The 18,467-nt window shown below is 71.1% G+C and carries 16 protein-coding genes and 1 pseudogene; 6 read left to right on the top strand and 11 right to left on the bottom strand.

From position 1 onward, the window contains the following. Positions 1-3: 3 nt before the first annotated feature. The 4 genes from ACIOGX_RS02300 to ACIOGX_RS02285 form a co-directional block, all read right to left on the bottom strand. Positions 4-333 (bottom strand): SCO4225 family membrane protein, encoded by a 330-nt coding sequence (locus tag ACIOGX_RS02300; protein WP_401909556.1) that lies wholly within the window; start codon positions 331-333, stop codon positions 4-6. 76 nt (positions 334-409) lie between these two features. Beyond that, entirely contained in the window at positions 410-1,090 is a 681-nt protein-coding gene (locus ACIOGX_RS02295; RefSeq protein ID WP_356509849.1) for a response regulator transcription factor, read from the bottom strand. Beyond that, positions 1,087-3,564, bottom strand: coding sequence for a histidine kinase (locus tag ACIOGX_RS02290; protein WP_401909553.1), 2,478 nt, complete (start codon positions 3,562-3,564; stop codon positions 1,087-1,089). Before ACIOGX_RS02290 ends, ACIOGX_RS02295 begins: the two co-directional genes overlap by 4 nt. Before the next feature lie 180 nt (positions 3,565-3,744). Next, on the bottom strand, positions 3,745-4,083 hold the full coding sequence (locus tag ACIOGX_RS02285) for a MerR family transcriptional regulator (RefSeq protein WP_356509853.1): 339 nt from the start codon (positions 4,081-4,083) through the stop codon (positions 3,745-3,747). Positions 4,084-4,479: 396 nt separating this feature from the next. Between ACIOGX_RS02285 and ACIOGX_RS02280 the strand changes: the two are divergent. Next, positions 4,480-4,872: pseudogene (locus tag ACIOGX_RS02280) on the top strand (DUF6010 family protein); the annotation flags it as partial. Positions 4,873-5,076: 204 nt separating this feature from the next. Here ACIOGX_RS02280 and ACIOGX_RS02275 read toward each other — a convergent pair. Further along, on the bottom strand, positions 5,077-5,577 hold the full coding sequence (locus ACIOGX_RS02275) for an SRPBCC domain-containing protein (protein WP_401909549.1): 501 nt from the start codon (positions 5,575-5,577) through the stop codon (positions 5,077-5,079). Continuing rightward, entirely contained in the window at positions 5,574-5,894 is a 321-nt protein-coding gene (locus ACIOGX_RS02270) for a helix-turn-helix transcriptional regulator (RefSeq protein ID WP_129770166.1), read from the bottom strand. The genes ACIOGX_RS02275 and ACIOGX_RS02270 overlap by 4 nt, the downstream gene beginning before the upstream one ends. A gap of 140 nt (positions 5,895-6,034) precedes the next feature. Here ACIOGX_RS02270 and ACIOGX_RS02265 point away from each other — a divergent pair, with 140 nt between their 5' ends. The 4 genes from ACIOGX_RS02265 to ACIOGX_RS02250 all read left to right on the top strand — a co-directional run bounded on the left by ACIOGX_RS02265 (position 6,035) and on the right by ACIOGX_RS02250 (position 10,356). After that, the gene (locus ACIOGX_RS02265) at positions 6,035-7,060 is read left to right on the top strand and encodes an arsenic resistance protein (protein WP_401909546.1); all 1,026 of its coding nucleotides are present in this window, start codon (positions 6,035-6,037) and stop codon (positions 7,058-7,060) included. A 147-nt stretch (positions 7,061-7,207) separates the two neighbouring features. Continuing rightward, complete coding sequence (locus ACIOGX_RS02260) at positions 7,208-8,470, top strand: ABC transporter substrate-binding protein (RefSeq protein WP_401909543.1); 1,263 nt, start codon at positions 7,208-7,210, stop codon at positions 8,468-8,470. 104 nt (positions 8,471-8,574) lie between these two features. Continuing rightward, entirely contained in the window at positions 8,575-9,477 is a 903-nt protein-coding gene (locus tag ACIOGX_RS02255; RefSeq protein WP_356509923.1) for a sugar ABC transporter permease, read from the top strand. A 3-nt stretch (positions 9,478-9,480) separates the two neighbouring features. Continuing rightward, the gene (locus tag ACIOGX_RS02250) at positions 9,481-10,356 is read left to right on the top strand and encodes a carbohydrate ABC transporter permease (RefSeq protein ID WP_356509861.1); all 876 of its coding nucleotides are present in this window, start codon (positions 9,481-9,483) and stop codon (positions 10,354-10,356) included. 69 nt (positions 10,357-10,425) lie between these two features. Here the strand turns inward: ACIOGX_RS02250 and ACIOGX_RS02245 are convergent, their stop codons facing one another. From ACIOGX_RS02245 to ACIOGX_RS02225, 5 genes are all read right to left on the bottom strand, one after another. Continuing rightward, a complete protein-coding gene (locus tag ACIOGX_RS02245) occupies positions 10,426-11,937 on the bottom strand; it encodes a glycoside hydrolase family 43 protein (RefSeq protein WP_401909539.1) in 1,512 nt (503 codons plus the stop codon). A gap of 111 nt (positions 11,938-12,048) precedes the next feature. Continuing rightward, a complete protein-coding gene (locus tag ACIOGX_RS02240) occupies positions 12,049-13,011 on the bottom strand; it encodes a carbohydrate ABC transporter permease (RefSeq protein ID WP_401909536.1) in 963 nt (320 codons plus the stop codon). Between the two features lies 1 nt (position 13,012). Beyond that, the gene (locus ACIOGX_RS02235) at positions 13,013-13,918 is read right to left on the bottom strand and encodes a carbohydrate ABC transporter permease (RefSeq protein ID WP_401909533.1); all 906 of its coding nucleotides are present in this window, start codon (positions 13,916-13,918) and stop codon (positions 13,013-13,015) included. Between the two features lie 33 nt (positions 13,919-13,951). Next, complete coding sequence (locus ACIOGX_RS02230) at positions 13,952-15,295, bottom strand: extracellular solute-binding protein (RefSeq protein WP_356509869.1); 1,344 nt, start codon at positions 15,293-15,295, stop codon at positions 13,952-13,954. A gap of 158 nt (positions 15,296-15,453) precedes the next feature. Further along, positions 15,454-17,280, bottom strand: a complete 1,827-nt coding sequence (locus tag ACIOGX_RS02225) for a glycoside hydrolase family 2 protein (protein ID WP_401909529.1) — start codon at positions 17,278-17,280, stop codon at positions 15,454-15,456. A 142-nt stretch (positions 17,281-17,422) separates the two neighbouring features. Between ACIOGX_RS02225 and ACIOGX_RS02220 the strand changes: the two genes are divergently transcribed. After that, positions 17,423-18,445, top strand: a complete 1,023-nt coding sequence (locus tag ACIOGX_RS02220) for a LacI family DNA-binding transcriptional regulator (RefSeq protein WP_401909526.1) — start codon at positions 17,423-17,425, stop codon at positions 18,443-18,445. Positions 18,446-18,467 lie beyond the last annotated feature (22 nt).

The raw sequence follows: 18,467 nt of genomic DNA, 5'->3' as shown, positions 1-18,467 counted from the left end.
TCCTCAGCCGGTCGGCTTCGAGCCGCCGCGGCCCTGGCTCAGCGCGCGGGCGCACCACCCGATCACCACGGCGTTGACCAGGGCGCCGAGGCCGATCGCGATGAAGATCATGGAGGCGTGGTCCGGCAGCGCGATCACGAGAAGGCTGACCGGTGCGGTGGCGATCAGCGGCACCACCCCGGCGAAGGAAGCATCGGGGTTGTCGCCGAGGCTCACCACCACGGCCCAGATGACCAGGACCACGATCACGGCGAGGTAGACGCGGGCGAGGACGCTGCCGAGCGCGTAGCGCACGGTGCGCAGGGCCGGGTGTGTCGACGTGGACTCGGTCATGACGGTGGTCTCCTTGTGTGTGGTGCACGTGGCATGGCCGCATCTGTCCTGCGGTCATGGGATGGCTGTGCGGACGTCAGAGGTGCGTGCCGGGCGGTGTCACGCGGGCGAGGCCCAGGTCGTACGCGAGGATGGTCGCCTGCACCCGGTCACGCACCTCGAGTTTGCGCAGCAGCGCGTTCACATGGGATTTGACGGTTCCGACGGTGATGTCGAGTTCGGTGGCGATCTCCGCGTTGTTCATTCCCGAGGCGATCAGGGTGAGGACGAAGCGCTCCCGTGCGGTCAGCCGGTCCAGGGCCGCCGCGTCCCGTCCGGTCCGCGGTCCCGGCGGACCGGACGCGTAGTGGCCGATGAGCCGGCGCGTGGCCGACGGGGCGAGGACACTCTCCCCGCCGGCCACGACCCGGATGCCGTGCAGCAGTTCGGCCGCCTGCACGTCCTTGAGCAGGAAGCCGGACGCACCGGCGCGCAGCGTCTCGAACACGTAGGCGTCGAGGTCGAAGGTGGTCAGTACGAGGACGCGCGGCGGATTGTCGCGCCCGGTGATGATCCGGGTGGCGGTGATGCCGTCGAGTCCGGGCATCCGTACGTCCATGACCATCACGTCGGGCGCCAGCCGGTCGGCCAGGGTCACCGCGGCGGCGCCGTCCCCGGCCTCGCCGACGACTGTCATGTCGTCCTCGGCGTCGATGACGGCGGCGAAGCCCGCACGGACGACTGCCTGGTCGTCGACGACCACCACGGTGAGGGTCATTGGGGTTCCTCCTGGTCGCCCCTGAGCGGGGCGCTCTCTGTGCGGCGCGGCGCACGCGGGTCGGTGTCGGCGTCGGGGCGCCCGGCGTTCGGCGCGCGATCGGCCCGGGGTGTCGCTCCGTCGCCCGGGACGGTGCTCAAGGGCAGACGCAGCAGGACCGTGTCCGGCTGTTCGGTGGTCAGGGTGCCGCCGAGGGCGGCGGCCCGGGTCACCAGCCGCTCGCGTGCGGCGAGCCGGGTGGCGTAGGACACGCCGGTTGCGGTGAGGGTCAGCACGTGGTCCGCGGCGTCGAGGACGAGCGCGGCGGGCTCGTCACCGCCCGCTTGGAGAATCGTCTCGGCGGCGCGGTAGGCGGCGATGTCCACCTCTGCGGGCAGCGCCTTCGGCACCCGGTCGGTGAGCCGCACCTCCACCTGGCGGCCGGTGGCCCGGCACTGGCTCACGAGCAGGTCGAGGGCCTGGAGCGTGGGCTGCGGACGGAGTTCGGCGTGCTGTTCCCCGGCACGGACCGTTTCGAGCAGGGACCGCATGGCGGCCAAGGCGTCGCGAGCCCGTTCCGCCGTCTGCGCGAGCCGTCCCGCCTCCGCCTCCTCGACCACGTCGGCCGTGCGTGCCAGCACGGTGGTCTCCAGCCCGACGGTGATGCGGCGGCGTTCGGCCCACGCGTCCCGGACGGCCTCCTCGGTCCACGCCGCGAGACGGTCCCGGTGCGTGTCCCGCTCGACCCGCCCGCGCTTCCCGTACCAGGTGCCCACGGACCAGGCGGCGGCAGCGGCCGACGCCGTCGTGGCGGTCGCGGCCCCGATGACAGCCCAGGCAGGCGTGGTGACATCGCGGGCCAGTACGGCGGCGGTCACCGCGGCGGTGTGGACGACGGCGGCCACGACCGGTACGGCCCGGCGCCGCACGGCCACGCCCGTGACCCGGCGCGGAAGTGCCGTCGCCCCCTCCGCCACCTCCCCGGAGGGACTACCCGGGCCGGCCTCCGAGGAGCTGACCGCCAGCATGGCGAGCGCCACGCAGGTGGCGATCATGCTCAGCCCCGGCGGCAGGAGCACCGGGCCCGCGTATCCGCTCACGGCCATCGCCGCCGGCCAGAGTCCGGCGAGGACCAGCAGCACACTCAGCGCGGTCCGCGGAGCCTGCCGCAGCCACAGCAGCGTGAGCACCTGCGCCGTGGCGAGCAGCGCGAAGAGCGCACCGGCGGAGACCCCCGGCCCGGTGGGCGTCGCACTCTCCCGGATGACGAGGAACGGCAGCAGCGGCTGGAGGCACAGCCCCGCGGCGGCGGTGAACTGGGCGAGGCGGTACGTGCGCGGAACGGAGGCCGACGGCGCCGGCCTGTTCCGCCCCGGCAGTACCGCACGCACCTCCCACCCCCCGTCCGGTGTCGGCCCGCTGGTGAGCGTGCCGCCCGCCTCCCGCGCGCGGCCGCGCAGGAAGTTCTGGCCGTTCCCGCCCCCGAGTCCCTGGCCGCGCGGCGTACCGGGGCCGGACGCGTCCGGCGGCGCGTTGCGCACCACGATCTCCGTGTGGTCGTCGCCGTAGGCGCACCGCACGGTGGTGGGGGCGCCGGAGGCGTGGCGGACCACGTTGGTCAGTGCCTCGCGGACGATGCCGTACGCGGCGTCGCCGACGGAGCCGTCCGGCAGGGCCTCGGTCCGGCAGGTCACCGGCTGCCCGAGAGCGCGGAAACCGGCCACCAGTTCCCGCAGCCGCTCCTCCGGCGCCGGGAGGTCCTCCGGTGTGGGCGTCGGGGCCCGCACCGCGCTCAGCGCCCGGGTCACCTCGCGGCCGGTCTCCGCGGCGAACTCGATTGCCTCGTCGGCCAGTTCGGGCCGGCGGTCGCGCAGTCCGAGCGCCGCCTCGACGGTCACGACCACCGCGGTGAGGTGGTGGGCACTGACGTCGTGCAACTCCCTTTCCATCCGGCGCCGTTCCGCCGCCGGGAGCCGGTGCCGCTCGTCCTCCGCCCGGTGCAGACGCCGTTCGGCGGCTCGCCGGGCGGCCCGCAGCCGCCGCAGGGACAGCCCCGTACCGGTGGCGGCGGCGTAGAGCAGCGCGGTGAGGACGAGGTCGAGGCCCTGGCCGCCACCGAGACCGTGCAGGCTGAGACCGTGTACGAGCTGCCAGACCGCGAGCGTCGCCACACACAGCAGCGCGGTGGTGGTGTCCCGTTCGACGGCCACCGTGAACAGGGCCAGCGCGACTCCGGCGGTGCCGAGCACGGCCACCGCGCCCGCGGGCAGAGGCGCCGCGCCGACCGCGCAGGCGGCGGCGACCAGGATGAGGACGGGCACGGGGCGGGTACGGCGGACCGCGAGGGCGACGGCCACCAGGCCATCCACCAGAGTGGCCGCGAGGAGTTCCGCCGCCGTCGGAGTGGCGCCCCGCAGCAGCGCGTACCCGGGCCACACCACGGCCTGGGCGCCGAGCAGGAGGACCGGGAGAAACCGGTGGTCAGTACGTTCCATGATGTGCCCACGTTATGGTCGCACGCGGATCGCGGGCATCGGGCCACAGGACGATCACCGCCTCTAACCAGAGATAGAGACAGGCCGACGATCGATATCGATGAGGTCACGTCGACGACGGGTGAGGTCACGGAGCGCGGTCCGTGCCGTCCCCTTCCGGGGCGAGGGTCGGGACGAGGGTCAGGTGTCGGATGTGCGGCGGGGTGTGGCGCGCGAGTTGCGCAGTTCGTCGTTGATGCGCCGGGCTTCCTCGAGCTGGTCTTCGAGGATGACGATGCGGCAGGCGGCTTCGACGGGCGTGCCCTGGTCGACCAGCTCGCGGGCGCGAGCGGCGATTCTCAGCTGATAGCGCGAGTAGCGGCGGTGTCCGCCTTCGGAGCGCAGGGGAGTGATGAGGCGGGCTTCGCCGATGGCTCTCAGGAAGGCGGGGGTGGTGCCGAGTATCTCGGCGGCGCGGCCCATGGTGTAGGCGGGGTAATCGTCGTCGTCGAGACGGCCGAGAGGGTTTCCTGCGGTCATGTGCACCTCTGATCGGGTAACGCGTCGAGGGGCCTTGGCGCCGTACGGCACCAAAGCCCGGGGGAGGCGCAACACCGTCTGCCGGCGGGGCATGCAGTACTGCTGGCTACGAGGAGGACATTAATCCTGGTAGACCCGTATGTCTACTCTCGTCATGACAGATTTTCTACGCGGGGGAATGCCGGGCTTCTGTCGTCAACACTGTCGCCGACACCGCCCGGAAGGCCGCGCCATCCGGCGCCGGACAGCGTGTCGCGGCCCGGGGCGGGGGCGGCGGCGGGAACCCGTTGGAACGTGTCGGTAATGCCTCTGGGGGGTGATCGGCGACGGACCTAGCGTGATGGGCAGTTCCCGCGCCGGTCCGGTCGCGCCACCCGCCCGAGAAAGGGCACACCCATGCAGTACCTCATGCCGGTCGTCATCGGCATCCTCTATGTGTCGCTGATGTCCCTCATCCGTGAACCGCACCGGCGGCGCTTCAACGCGATCATGATCGCCGGGGCGGGGGCCGCCTATCTCAGCGGTGGCGGTATGGGCGGCTGGGAGTTCGCGTTCACCGCGCTCCTCGCCTATGTCGCCTACCGCGGCCTGGACTCGTGGACCTTCATCGGTATCGGCTGGCTGCTGCACACCGCGTGGGACGTGGTCCACCACCTCAAGGGCAGCCCGCTGATCCCCTTCGCCCACGACTCGTCGCTGGGCTGCGCGATCTGCGACCCGGTCATCGCGCTGTGGTGTCTGCGAGGAGGCCCGTCCCTGCGCGAACTCCTCCGCAGGGGGCGCCCCGCGACACCCAAGGACCAGGCCATTCCGCACGAGGTCATTCCGCACGAGGCTGTTCCGCGCGAGGCTCTTCCGGACCAGGCCGCTTCAAACCAGGCCGCTCCGGGCCGGGCCGTCCCCAGGGACAGCCCGGCCGCCTAGCCACCACGCCTCGACGGCCCGGCCGCCATCAGCGCCGGGCCGTCGAGGCGGGACCTGGTCCGGTCCGGCCTAGTTGGTCATCGCCCGGCCGGTCTCCAGCAGGGTCTTGAGATCGCTCAGCAGCAGGCTCCAGCCGCCGCCCGCCTCGCTGATCTCTCCCGCGACCTGGGCCGCGTGGGCCGGTGCGCCGGTGACGTCGTGGGTCACGGTGAGCCTGGTGACGCCGCCGTACGGCTCTTCCTCGATCTCGTAGGTCAGGCGGGTGAACGGCTCGCCCGCCAGCTCGGGGGAGAAGAGCATCCGGTACGTCTGGACGAGTCTGCGCGGCGGGTCCGCTTCGACGATCTCACCCTCGATGATCTGTTCCGGCGCGCCGTGGCGGCGCATCTCGTCGCTGGACAGCACCCGGAACGTACCGCCGGCCCGCGGGTCGAGTTCGGACGCGCAGCGGTAGCCGTACCTCTCGCTCCACCCGGGCTGTGTGATCGCGTCCCAGACCGCCTGGGGTGTCGTCCTGATGTAGACCCGGTGGACCTGAACGGTCGTGGTCTCCTGGGCTGACACGGTCATGTGTTCCCCTCCAGCTCGTTCTTGAGCTCGGTGAGCGCCGTCACCTGGCGCTCGGTGTACTTGTCGATCCACCGGTCGTGGATCAACCGGATCGGCACCGGGTTCAGGAAGTGCAGCTTCTCCCGGCCGGACTTACGTGTGACGACAAGTCCTGCTTCCTCCAGCACCTTCAGGTGTTTCATCGCTCCGTACCGCGTCATCTCCAGCTCGGACTCCAGCTCGGTCAGCGTGCGGCCGTCGCGCACGAAGAGCAGGTCCAGCAGAAAACGACGCGTCGGATCAGCCAGCGCCTTGAAGACACGGTCGTCGTCGGTCACGACTCCAAAATAGGTGACCAGATGGTCACATGTAAAGCCGTCGGACCCCGCTCGATCTCCGGTTCAGGTCGACGGTCTACGGTCGACGACGTGACCACGACGCGGATCTCGCGGCTGTTCACGCCCCCCCGCTGACCACCATGGTCAGCGGTCTTTTCACCACCCCCGTGCGAGGAGTACGTACGTTGCCGTCGTCACCCGGCCTGGTCGCAGGCATGGAACGCCACCAGGTCGCCGTCTATGTCGGGGCCCTGGCCGCCGGGGGACTGGTGGGCTGGACCGCACCCGGCGCGGGGCCCGGCCTGGAGCACGCCATCAACCCGGTGCTGGCCGCGCTGCTGTACGTGACGTTCCTGCAAGTGCCCGCCTCGGAGCTGGTCCGCTCACTGGGAGCGGGCCGGTTCCTCGCCGCCACACTGGTGGTGAACTTCCTCGTGGTGCCGCTGGTGGTCGCCGCGATGTTCGCCTTCCTCCCGGACGACCAGGCAGTCCGTCTCGGCGTGCTGCTCGTCCTGCTGGCCCCCTGCGTCGACTATGTGATCGTCTTCAGCGGGCTCGCCGGAGGCAGTAGCAGGCGCCTGCTCGCGGCCACCCCGCTGCTGCTGCTCGCCCAGATGGTCCTGCTGCCGGGCTATCTGTTCCTCTTCATGGGCCAGGACCTGGCCGACGTGGTGGCGGCCGGACCGTTCGTCGAGGCGTTCGTCGTGCTGATCGTCATCCCGCTTGCGCTGGCCTGGCTCACCCAGGCCTGGGCCGCGCGCCGCCCGGCAGGACAGAAGACCGCGGACGCGATGGGTACGGCGATGGTGCCGCTGATGGCCGCCACCCTGTTCACCGTGGTCGCCTCGCAGGTGCCCAAGCTCGGCGACGCCGACAGCCTGACGGACGTGGCCCGCGTCGTGCCGTTCTATGTGCTCTTCCTGGTCGTGATGGCATTCGCCGGGCTCGGTGTCGCCCGCGCGTTCCGCCTCGACGTGCCCGCCGGGAGGGCGGTCGTGTTCACCGGAGCGACCCGCAACTCCCTGGTCGTCCTCCCGCTCGCGCTGGCGTTGCCCGACGGTCTGGCCGTCGCCGCGGTGGTCGTGGTCACCCAGACCCTGGTCGAGGTGATCGGCATGGTGATCTACGTCCGGGCCGTGCCCCGGCTGCTCCCGCTCCAGGGCTGATCCGCCGTCACCCGTTCGGCTGTACTTTCACGCGCGCGCCGACCGGGGACAGGTGACCGCTGACAGGCCCAGGTCCTGTCCGCACCCGTGGGACGTTTCATATGCGGGCAACGCTGCTTACACGTAGCGGCATCACACTGAGGAACTATGCGTCCGACATCCCCCGCCACCCGCATCAGCCGCCGGCAGTTGCTGGCCGTCTCCGGTGCCCTCGCGCTGACCGCCGCCTGCGGCTCCAACACCGGCCGCGGCGGGGGAGCGGGCGGCGGCCCCGCGCTCGATCAGTGGTACCACCAGTACGGCGAGGCCGGCGTGGAACAGGCGGTGAAGCGCTACGCGGCCGCCTACCGGAAGGCGCGCGTCACCGTCCAGTGGCGGCCGGGGAATTACGACCAGCAGACGGCCGCGGCACTGCTGACCGAGAACGCGCCGGACGTCTTCGAGGGCGGACCGACCCTGGACCAGATCCGGGGCGGTCAGGTCGCCGACCTCACCGGCCTGCTGGAGGGCGTACGGGACGATTTCCATCCCGCGGTGCTCGCGCCCAAGACGTATCAGGGCAAGGTGTACGGCATCCCGCAGGTCATCGACACGCAGATGCTCTACTACCGCAAGAGCCTGCTGGACAGAGCCGGTGTCCGGCCGCCGCGGACCCTCGACGAACTGATCGACGCCGCGAAGGCGTTGACGACGAAGGACGTCAAGGGCCTGTTCCTCGGCAACGACGGCGGCGCCGGCGTCCTCGGCGCCACCCCGCTGCGCGCCGCGGGCCTGGAACCCGTCACCGCCGGCGGAGACGTCGGCTTCGACGACCCGCAGGCCGCCAAGACCCTCGGCAAGCTGCGCCAGTTCCACGCGGACGGCTCACTCCTGCTCGGCGCTCCCACCGACTGGTCCGATCCGTCCGCGTTCGTCCAGGGGCTGACCGCCATACAGTGGACGGGGCTGTGGGCCCTGCCACAGATCCGGAAGGCGCTGGGCGACGACTTCGGTGTGCTGCCCTTCCCCCAGGACGGCCCGCGGGGCAGGCCGTCGGTCCCGGTCGGCGCCTACGGCGCGGCCGTCAGTACGCACAGCGCCGATATCGACGCCGCGAAGGCGTACGTGAAGTGGCTGTGGGTCGAACGCACCGACTACCAGGAGGACTTCGCGCTCTCCTACGGCTTCCACATCCCCGCCCGTATCTCGCTGGCGAAGAAGGCGGCCGGGCTCTCCGAGGGCGCGGCGGCCGACGCCGTTCGGTTCACGACCGACCACGGATACGCACAGCCCCTGCTGTGGACCGAGAAGAGCCAGACCGCCTACCAGGACGCCCTGAGCCGGATCATCACCGACGGCGCCGACCCGGAAGCACAGCTCAGGGCGGTCATCGCCACGACACGGGCCGAGTTGGAACGGGTGCGGTCATAGATACCAGGACATCCACCCCGGCATCGCCCCGGACAGCCGCCGGGACCTCCCCCCGGACCGGTGCCCGGACAACTCACGGGACCGGCGGCTCAGTTGGGCGGCGCCTGCGCGGACCCCAGAACCGCTACGTATGGTTCTGGGTCTTCGTCGGCCCCTTCGCCATCGGGCTCGCTCTCTTCACCTACGTACCGTTGGCGTGGAGCGTATGGCTGAGCTTCTACGACGCCCACAACACGGTGACCCCGACCGAGTTCGTGGGTCTGGACAACTACACCGAAATCCTCAGCGACCCCTCCTTCACCTCCAGCCTCACCACCTTCGCCGTCTTCTCCCTCTTTATCGTCCCGGCGACATACGCCCTCTCGCTCTCGCTCGCGCTGATGGTGCACCGGCTGCGCTTCGCCCAGGCGTTCTTCCGCTCGGTCTTCTTCCTGCCGACCGCCTGCTCCTACGTCGTCGCCGCGATCATCTGGAAGCTGTCGGTCTTCAACGGCGTGCGGTACGGGCTGGCGAACACGGTCCTGGACTGGTTCGGCGGCTCCGGCATCGCCTGGCTGTCGACCACCAGACCACCGTGGTACTGGCTGGTCATCGTGACCGTACGGCTGTGGCTCCAGGCCGGCTTCTACATGGTGATCCTGCTGGCCGGGCTGCAACGCATCCCGCCCGCCCTCTACGAGGCCGCCGCGGTCGACGGGGCCCGCCCCGGCTGGCAGGTCTTCCGGCACATCACCTTCCCGCAACTGCGCGCGACCTCCGTCGCCGTCGTCCTGCTCCTGGTGGTCAACGCGTTCCAGGCCTTCGACGAGTTCTACAACCTGCTGTCCACCTCGGGCGGTTACCCGCCCTACGCCAGGCCGCCCCTGGTGTACCTGTACTACGCCGCACTGGGCCAAGGGCAGAATCTGGGGCTCGGCAGCGCGGGCGCCGTGATCCTCGCACTGATCATCGCCGTTGTGACGGTGGTACAGGCACGCTGGTTCGGCCTCGGACGCCGGGAGGACTGACCCATGCCACGACACCCGGCCGGCGGCCCGGCGGCGTACGCGGCGAACCAAGGCCTCCAGCGGTTCGCCCGCGGGCTGCGGCTCGCCCTTCTCATCGCGCTCGCCGGGCTCTTCCTCATCCCGTTCTATCTGCTGGTACGCAACGGACTGGCCACGGAAGCGGACATCACCGGGACCGGCTGGACGTTCTTCCCGGACAGCCTCCACTGGGACAATCTCCGGGAGCTGTTCGACGACAGCAGCGTCCCCATGCCGCACGCCCTGTGGAACTCCGCCGTGATCGCCGTCCTCACCACCACCGGCACCCTGCTGCTCGCCTCACTGGCCGGATACGGCCTGGCCCGCATCGCATACCCCTACGCGAACCACGTCTTCTACGCGTTCCTGGTCACGCTCATGATCCCGTCCGCCGTCACCTTCGTCCCGAGCTTCGTCCTGGTCTCCTCGCTCGGCTGGATCTCCACCCTGCGCGGACTGATCATCCCGACCCTCTTCAGCGCCTTCGCGGTCTTCCTCTTCCGCCAGTACTTCCTCGGGTTCCCGCGCGAGCTGGAGGACGCGGCCCGGGTGGACGGGCTCGGCCACTGGCGTACGTACTGGCGGATCGTCGTGCCCAACACACGGCCGGTCTTCGCCGCGGTCGGCGCGATCGTCTTCATCGGCTCCTGGAACTCGTTCCTGTGGCCGCTGGTGATCGGCCAGGACCGCGACGCCTGGACCGTACAGGTCGTCCTCGCCACGTTCACCACCGCCCAGACCATCAACCTCCACGAACTCTTCATCGCCGCCGCCGTCTCGATCCTGCCCCTGCTCGTGGTCTTCCTGCTGTTGCAGCGCCACATCGTCGCGGGCGCCGAGCGCTCCGGGATCGACGAGTGACCGGGCCCGGCAGTGGCGCCCCACGTTCCCCGGTGGCGCTCCCCGGGCCCGTACGGCGTCCGCCAAGGGTCAATCGGTGTACACCTCCGCCCGGTCCACGCTCACGAACCCGCCCTGCGACGCGGCGTTGTGCTCGCCGGTCACCCGCACGCGCAGGGTGTGGCGGCCGTACGGGAGGCGGGGGCTGAGGTACTGGACGCTCTCGCCGGTCCGGATCGCGCCGTAGAGGTCGACGCGCTGCTCGGCGCCCCCGTCGACGCTCAGGGCCGCGATGCCGTTGCCGGTGTCGCGGACGGACAGCAGGGCGACGCGGGTGCCGGTGAAGGTGAAGGTCGCCGTGTTGCCGGCCCGGTCGCTCCAGTGGTCGTCGCCCCAGAAGCACTGAGTGGCGCAGCCGGTGCCGGAGTTCCAGGTGCCCGAGTAGGCGACGGCGCCGTCGCCGCTGGAGCGGCCGTCGTCGTTGATCCAGTGGCCGCCGGATCCCGGGTCGCCGGAGGGCAGGTCCTGGGTCGCGCCCAGGGCGAGCGGACGGCCGAGGTCCGGGCTGCCGTCGGCTTTCCAGGTGATCTTCTGGGCGCGGGTGGTGCGGTCGGTATAGGTGTTCGTGGCGGTCGTCCTGGCGTGGTAGACGATCCAGTCCTCGGTGCCGTCGGGCGAGCGGAAGAAGGCGTGATGGCCCGGCCCGTAGACGCCGCGGTCGTCGGCGCGGGAGAACACCGGCCCGGAGTGCTGGGTCCAGTCGCGGGGCGCGAGCGGGTCGGCGCCGTTCGGCAGGGACATCATCCAGACCTGGTAGTCCGGTTTGCCCGTGTCGCACGTGGAGTACGTCATCCACGTACGGCCGTTGCGGCTGAGGAACTCCGGGCCCTCGCGGACCTCGGGGCAGCCACCGGCGGCGTCGAGGGCGACCGCGTCGCCGGAGACGGTGTAGGGGTTCGACATCGGAGCGATGTTGAGGCCGTTGTGCTGGTACGGATTGAGACCGCTGTAGGCGAGATAGAGGCGGCCGTCGTGCTGGAACACGCTCGGGTCGATCGCGAAGTCGGAGGCGTGGTTGGGCGGGGCGAGCCTGGCCTTGAAGCGGTACGGGCCGGCCGGGTCGTCGCGTTCGGATTCCAGGACGTACAGCCGGTGGTGTTCGTCGGTGCCGTCGTCGGCGGTGTAGTAGAGGTACCAGCGGTCGCCGAAGCGGTAGAACTCCGGCGCCCAGATGTTGCGGTCGCGTGAGGTGTCGGTGTCCGTCCACACCGTCACCGGGGCGGCGGGGAGCAGGGTGCCCAGCGAGGGCGAGCGCCACATCCGGATGCTGTTGCCCTGGGTGGAGGTCAGGTAGTACGCCCCCTTCCAGTACGTCGTGAACGGGTCGGGCCCCGAGTTGAGCGGATTGCGGAAGGTGGTGCCCGCGGCGGCCGGGACCGGACTCGTGGCGGCCGGTGCGTGGCCTCCGGTGGCAGGGGCAGGGGCAGGGGCAGGGGCCTGGCTCGCGGCGACGGCCGGCGGGGCGGAGACGAGGCCGAGCAGGAGGGCCAGGAGTACGGCGACGAGGGCCGCGCGACGGGCCGGGCGGGATGGCGTACGCATGGGCGGGCTCCTTACATCGATGTAAATCCCCGTCGGGCACCGTAGGGAAGGCGCGTGGAGCTGTCAACGGCACGGGACGTAAAGGCGGTTGCCCGCCCCGGGCCGTTCTGATCACTGGCCGCCGAGCCCCGTCGTGGCCACGGACTTGACGATGTGCCGCTGGAAGAACATGAAGACCACGACGAGCGGCAGCGCGGCGAGGACGGCCGACGCCATCGACTGGGCGTACTGGATGCCGTAGGCGTCCTTCACCGACGTGATGCCCACGGGCAGGGTCATCAGGGCGGGATCGGAGGTGGAGATGAAGGGCCACAGGAAGTTGTTCCACGCCCCGATGAACACGAAGATCGACACGGCGGCGAGCATCGGCCGGGACAGCGGCAGCAGCACCGACCAGAAGATCCGCCAGTGGCCCGCGCCGTCGATCCGGGCGGCTTCCTCCAGCTCGTGCGGCAGCGAGTCGAAGTGCTTCTTCAGGATGAACACCATCACCGGCGCCACGGTCTGCGGCAGGATCACCGCCGCGTACGTGTCGAGCAGACGCAGGCTGAGCATCTGCTGGAACCACGGCACGATGAGGATCTGCGGCGGTACGAGCACGGCGGCCACGGTGACGGCGAACAACCACCTGCGCCCGGCGAACAGCGTACGGGAGAAGGCGTATCCGGCCATCGCGGAGACCAGCACCGTGATCACCGTGACGGCGGCCGAGATGAGGAGGCTGTTGAGCATCCACAGCGGCAGGTCACCGCGTTCCCAGACGGTGCTGAAGCCCTGGAGCGTGAAGCCGTGGGCGGGCAGGAGCCAGTGGAGGGGATCGCTCGCGTCCTGCTCGGACTTGAAGGCGGTCAGCAGCGCCCAGGCCATGGGCAGCAGCCACACCAGGGCCATGACCGCGAGGGCGGCCAGGGCGAGCACGCGCGTGGTCCGGCCGTCGCCGAGGGTGAGGTGTGTCCGGGGACGGGAACCGGGCGCGCGGCGCCGGACCGCCGTCACCCGTCCGGTGTGCGGCACGTGCGGTGCGTGCGGGGCGGGGCCGGAGGCGTCGCGGACGGGCAGGTCGGTGGAGGTCATGTCACTTCTCCCGGCGGCGGAGGGCGGCGTACTGGGCGGCGGAGGCGAGGATGACCAGGGCGAAGAAGATATAGCTGATCGCCGAGGCGTAGCCGAGCCGGTAGCCGGTGAAGCCGACGTCGTAGACGTACTCGACGACCGGGCGGGTGGAGTTGTCGGGGCCGCCCTTGGTGAGCAGATAGACCTGGTCGAAGACCTTCAGCGAGGCCAGGATCTGCAACACGGTGATGACGACGGTGATACGGCTCAGCTGGGGCAGTGTGATCGACCGCAGCCGCCGCCAGGCCCCGGCGCCGTCGATGGCGGCGGCCTCGTACAGATGGTCGGGGATCGACTGCAACGCGGCCAGGTAGAGCAGGAAGTTGAAGCCGACGGTCCACCACAGCGTGGTCAGGGCGATCGCCCCCATGGCCACCGACTCGTCGCTGAGCCAGGCCACGTGGCCGAGGCCGAGCGCGTCGAGCAGATGGTTGTACAGGCCGAGGTCGGGCTGGTACAGCCAGATCCACAGCAGGCTGACGACGCCGACGGGCAGCAGGTAGGGGGCGAAGAACGCCAGCCGCCACACCCACTGGCCGGGCAGACCGGTGTGGACGAGCAGCGCCATGCCGAGCGCCATCACGACGAGCGGGACGGTCGACAGGACGGTGAACCACACGGTGTGGCCCAGGGCGCGCCACATCTCGGCGTCCGCCAGCGCCTCGGTGAAGTTGTCGAGGCCGATGAAGGACGGCGCGTGGGCCGACAGGGAGGCGTCGGTCAGGCTCATCCACAGTCCCTGGCCCAGCGGCCAGAGCAGGAAGACGGCGAACAGGACGAGGAAGGGGAGTGCGAAGAGCAGGCCGGGGGAGAACAGCCGGCGCGCTGACAGGGCCCCGGGGCGGGGTGCGGCATGGGGAGAGGACATCGTTGTGCCTCCTGCGCGGTGGTTCGCAGCCGGTCAGGCCGGGCTGGGCTTGGAGAGGAAGGTGTTGAGGCGCCGCACCATGGCGCGCGCCGCGCGGTCGGGGGCGAGGCCGTCGAGAAGGGCCTGCTGAAGGACCTGGGACATGGCGTTCTGGAAGTCGGATCCGGCGCCGGCGAACCAGACCGCCGGGTCGAGCACGACATGGCTCTGCGCCTGTACGTAGTGCGCCTGGGGCCGCAGACGCGCGTACTCCTTCGTGCGGGTGACGGGCCGGTAGGCGGGGATATGGCCCGCGGTGGCCCAGATCTGGCCGGCCTTCAGCAGCGCCGCCGTCGCCTGGTGGGTGCGGCGGCGCTGTGCGGCGTCCGGGCGCGGGCGGTGCGGCAGGACGAAGGAGTGCGCGTCCGCGTAGACGGCGGGCGTGCCGAACACCGTGGGAAAGGACGCCGCCTGGACGTTCTTGTCGGCGGCCCGGAAGGTGCCCAGCTCCCACTCGCCCGACAGGATCATCGCCGTCTGCCGGTTGGCGAAGGCGGCGATGGCCGCCGCGTAGTCGAGACCTCTGGGGTTGACGCGGCCGTCGACGAGCCGGGCCATGAAGGCGATGACCTCGGCCATGCGGTCCTCGTCGACCTCCGCCGGTCCGCCCTCGGGCAGCCGGAAGGCCCCGCCGGTCTGCCGGTACAGGCCGTAGAAAAGACGCCAGCCCTGGGCGGTGTCGGTGACATAGCCGAAGGCGATGCCCTGCTTGCCCGAGGCCCTGGCCAGTTCCCTCCCGGCGGCCAGGAAACGGTCGGGCGAGCTGAACGCCTCCGCGTCCAGGGTGCCGTCCTTGGCCAGCAGGCCCGCGGCGGCGGCGGGTTCGGGGTGGAAGAAGACGATGAACGGATGGGTGTCCAGCGGGATCGCGTACGTCGCGCCCTCGGACTGCGTGCGGGACCACACCGCGTCGGCGAAGTCGTCGCGGGTGACGCCGTAGTCGGCCAGGACGTCCAGGTCCCACGGGTCCAGCAGCCCCGTGGGCGCGTACCCGGCGAGGCGCGACATGTGCGCCACCGCCATGTCGGGACCGCGGCCGCCGGCGGAGGCCATGGCGAGCTTGGTGTAGTACGGGGTGCCCCACTCCAGGACGGTGCGCTCGATCCGCGTGCCCCGCGTATCGGTACGCGCGGCCCGCGTCATGTCGTTGAGGAGGGCGCCGTCGGCCCCGCTGAACAGGTCCCAGAGGTGGACGGTCGGCTCGTCGGCCGCGGCCGCGGATCCGCAGCCGCTGAGCGCGCCGCCGCCGAGGACCGCCGCCCCGGAGGCGAGGGCCGCCGTCAGCGCGCGGCGCCTGGTCAGGCCGGGGCGACCGACTGGTACGGGCGTGCCGGTCATGTGACTCCTTTCCGGCGGGAGACGGTGCGGAGGGCGGGAACACGGTGGCTCCCGCCTCGCCGGCACCGCCGCGCCGCGGTCATACATCGATGTAAATGCGCGGGCGGAGTGAGCGGTTCATCCCTGCCGTCCGCGCGGGTTCAGGGGATGCCGCGGTGCTACGGCGAGCCTTCGAACGCCGCCGGGCGGGTCTGGGCGTCGCGGAGCAGCGCGGTGTCGACCTTCTCGGAGCGGTCGAAGCGGTAGACGCCGTTGCGTTCCTGGAAGACGTCGGTGAGCTGGGTGTAGCAGTAGCCGAACATGCCGGGGTCGGAGAGCAGTACGCCGGTCAGGCCGGTGAAGCGCTCGACGAACTCCTCGGCGGTGCGGGGCCGTTCGCCGTAGCCCCAGGACGCGTCCCGCTCGGTGCCGGCCGTCCCGGCCGCCGCCTGCGGGTCCCACCAGATACCGCCGAACTCGCTGCAGAAGTAGGGCTGTCCGCGGTACGGAACCGACCACGGCCGCCCGTCCGGCGCGGTGTTGACGTAGGGCCGGTCCTCCGCCAGGCCCTCCATGGTCCTGGCCAGGGCGGCCGGGTCCTGCTCGTAGCAGTGGGAGTCGTACACGTCGGTCTCCGGCACCCGGTGCGCGTATCCGGAGGCGTCGATCACCGGGCGGGTGGGGTCGGCCCGCTTGGTGGCGAGGAACATCGCCCGGGTCACGTCGTCGAGTGTGGTGATGCGGTCGTGCAGCGGCTGGTACGTCTCGTTCAAGGGGCACCAGCCGACGATCGAGGGGTGCGAGTGGTCCCGCTCCAGGGCCTCCAGCCACTGGGTGACGTACGACGCGTCGGGGCGCTGGTTGTCGTCGCGGGCGCCCACCTCGCAGCCCCAGTCGCCGAACTCGCCCCAGACGAGGTAGCCGAGCCGGTCGGCGTGGTGGAGATAGCGCTCCTCGAAGACCTTCTGGTGCAGGCGGGCGCCGTTGAAGCCGGCGCGCAGGCCCAGTTCGATGTCGCGGACCAGGGCGGCGTCGCTCGGGGCCGTCATCAGCCCGTCCGGGTAGTAGCCCTGGTCGAGCACCAGACGCTGGAAGACGGGTTCGCCGTTCAGGACCAGCCGCTTGCCGTGGACGGCCACCGAGCGCAGACCGGCGTAGGAGCGCGCCGTGTCGACGACGGTGCCGTCGGTGCCGAGGACTTCGAGGGACAGGTCGTACAGGTGCGGATCCGCGGGCGACCACACCCGCAGCCGGTCGTCGGGCAGCCGCAGTACCAGGCGCGGGCACAGGTCGAGGTCCGCGCGGGCCTCGGCCGTGGTGATGTCGCCGTCGCCGTCGCCGAGGGTGGCCCGGACGCGGTGGCCGGGGGCGTTCGCGGTCAGCGGCAGTTCGAGGTGGAAGGAGCCGGAGGCCAGGTCGGGGGTGATACGGGGACGCTTGAGGGCGACGGCGCGCGGGACCGGCTCCAGCCACACGGTCTGCCAGATGCCGGTCGTACGGGTGTAGTGGCAGTGCGAGTTGGCGTACCAGGTGGCCTGCTTGCCACGGGCCTGGACACCGTGACGGCTGTCGCGGGCCCGGACGACGATCGTCAGCTCCTCGCCCGGTACGGCGACGTCGCCGAGGTCGGCCGTGAACGGGGTGAAGCCGCCGCGGTGCCGGGCGACCTCGCCGCCGTCGGCCCACACCGTGGTGTCGTGGTCCACGGCCCCGAAGTGCAGCAGTACCCGGGAGCCGGCCCAGTCGGCGGGCACGGTCACCGTCCGCCGGTACCAGACGGCCTCCAGGAAGTCCGTCTCCCCGATCCCGGACAGCTCTGACTCGGGGCAGAACGGGACGAGGATTCGGTCGGCCAGCTCGCGTTCCAGCAGACCGCGCTCGAGACCGGTGTCGGACCGGTCGGTCTCGAACTGCCACTCGCCGTTGAGATTGAGCCAGGCCTCACGGGCGAACTGCGGCCTGGGGTACTCGGGACGGGGCACGTCCGAGAGGGACGGGACGGGCATGGCGCTCCTTGCAACGAGTAGTGCCGGGTCGGTGCGAGGCTTATGGCACCATGGCGATTACATCGATGTAAATACGTCGGTGGAGGGTGGTCCGGCCCGCAACCGTTTCGTGATGGTCGGTACGATCACGGCCGACGGAAGGATGAACACAGTGGCGGCGAGGCCGAGGATCAAGGACGTGGCGCAGTACGCCGGGGTCTCTCCCAAGACCGTCTCCAACGTCATCAACGACTTCGAGCACGTGTCGGAACAGACCCGCGCCGCCGTGCGCGAGGCGATCGACGCGCTCGGCTACCGGGTCAACATCGCCGGACGGCAGCTGCGTCAGGGCCGCACCGGCATGATCACCCTGGCGGTCCCGGAACTCGACGTCGCCTACTTCTCCGACCTGGCCAAGCACGTCATGGCCGAGGCCGACCGCCGGGGACGCACCGTCCTGCTCCATCAGACCGAGGGCGTGCGCGAACGCGAGCTGGCCGCGCTGCACGGCTTCGACACGCAGTTCTCCGACGGCGTCATCCTCAGCCCCCTCTCCCTCCTGCCCCGGGACCTCGCCACCCGCGACCAGCGCCTTCCGGTGGTGCTCCTTGGCGAACGGCCCGTCGCGGGCGGCACCGACCACGTGGGCATCGACAACGTCCGGGCCGCCCGGGAGGCCACCGAGCACCTGCTGTCCCGGGGACGCCGCCGCATCGCCGTCCTGGGCGGAGCCGTCCGCGGACGCCAGGGCACCGACCGGCTGCGCACCGACGGCTACCGCCAGGCCATCGAGGCCGCCGGCCTGCCCTTCACCGCCGACCTCGTGGTGCCCGTCGAGGCGTACCACTGGCGGGACGGTGCCCGCGCCGCGGCGGCGCTGCTGGAGCAGGAACCGCACCCCGACGCGCTGCTGTGCCTGAACGACCATCTCGCCCTGGGCGCGCTGCGCACGCTGTACGAACAGGGCCGCTCCGTCCCCGGGGACCTCGACGTGGTCGGCTTCGACGACATCGAGGCCTCGCGGTTCAGCGTGCCGAGCCTGACGACGATCGCCCCCGACAAGCCGGAAATCGCCAGAGCCGCCGTATCCCTGCTGCTGGAACGTATCGACGAGCCGGACACCGGCTCCCTCCAGGACCATGTGGCCGGGCATCGGCTCATCGTGCGGGAGAGCAGCGGCGGCTGACACGGCCCCCGCCCGGACAGGA

It is taken from the genome of Streptomyces sp. NPDC088147, from assembly GCF_044741565.1.
Classification (GTDB): domain Bacteria; phylum Actinomycetota; class Actinomycetes; order Streptomycetales; family Streptomycetaceae; genus Streptomyces.
The sequence above is the reverse complement of the archived record's forward strand: the minus strand, read 5'-3'. Positions and strand labels throughout refer to the sequence as shown.

What these genes read in the sequence shown, in the direction of transcription:
- ACIOGX_RS02260 (WP_401909543.1), top strand. Translation starts at nt 7,208, where the DNA reads ATGCGTCCGACATCCCCCGCCACCCGCATCAGCCGCCGGCAGTTGCTG.
- ACIOGX_RS02295 (WP_356509849.1), bottom strand. Translation starts at nt 1,090, where the DNA reads ATGACCCTCACCGTGGTGGTCGTCGACGACCAGGCAGTCGTCCGTGCG.
- ACIOGX_RS02250 (WP_356509861.1), top strand. Translation starts at nt 9,481, where the DNA reads ATGCCACGACACCCGGCCGGCGGCCCGGCGGCGTACGCGGCGAACCAA.
- ACIOGX_RS02245 (WP_401909539.1), bottom strand. Translation starts at nt 11,937, where the DNA reads ATGCGTACGCCATCCCGCCCGGCCCGTCGCGCGGCCCTCGTCGCCGTA.
- ACIOGX_RS02240 (WP_401909536.1), bottom strand. Translation starts at nt 13,011, where the DNA reads ATGACCTCCACCGACCTGCCCGTCCGCGACGCCTCCGGCCCCGCCCCG.
- ACIOGX_RS02220 (WP_401909526.1), top strand. Translation starts at nt 17,423, where the DNA reads ATGAACACAGTGGCGGCGAGGCCGAGGATCAAGGACGTGGCGCAGTAC.
- ACIOGX_RS02300 (WP_401909556.1), bottom strand. Translation starts at nt 333, where the DNA reads ATGACCGAGTCCACGTCGACACACCCGGCCCTGCGCACCGTGCGCTAC.
- ACIOGX_RS02285 (WP_356509853.1), bottom strand. Translation starts at nt 4,083, where the DNA reads ATGACCGCAGGAAACCCTCTCGGCCGTCTCGACGACGACGATTACCCC.
- ACIOGX_RS02275 (WP_401909549.1), bottom strand. Translation starts at nt 5,577, where the DNA reads ATGACCGTGTCAGCCCAGGAGACCACGACCGTTCAGGTCCACCGGGTC.
- ACIOGX_RS02225 (WP_401909529.1), bottom strand. Translation starts at nt 17,280, where the DNA reads ATGCCCGTCCCGTCCCTCTCGGACGTGCCCCGTCCCGAGTACCCCAGG.
- ACIOGX_RS02290 (WP_401909553.1), bottom strand. Translation starts at nt 3,564, where the DNA reads ATGGAACGTACTGACCACCGGTTTCTCCCGGTCCTCCTGCTCGGCGCC.
- ACIOGX_RS02265 (WP_401909546.1), top strand. Translation starts at nt 6,035, where the DNA reads ATGGTCAGCGGTCTTTTCACCACCCCCGTGCGAGGAGTACGTACGTTG.
- ACIOGX_RS02235 (WP_401909533.1), bottom strand. Translation starts at nt 13,918, where the DNA reads ATGTCCTCTCCCCATGCCGCACCCCGCCCCGGGGCCCTGTCAGCGCGC.
- ACIOGX_RS02230 (WP_356509869.1), bottom strand. Translation starts at nt 15,295, where the DNA reads ATGACCGGCACGCCCGTACCAGTCGGTCGCCCCGGCCTGACCAGGCGC.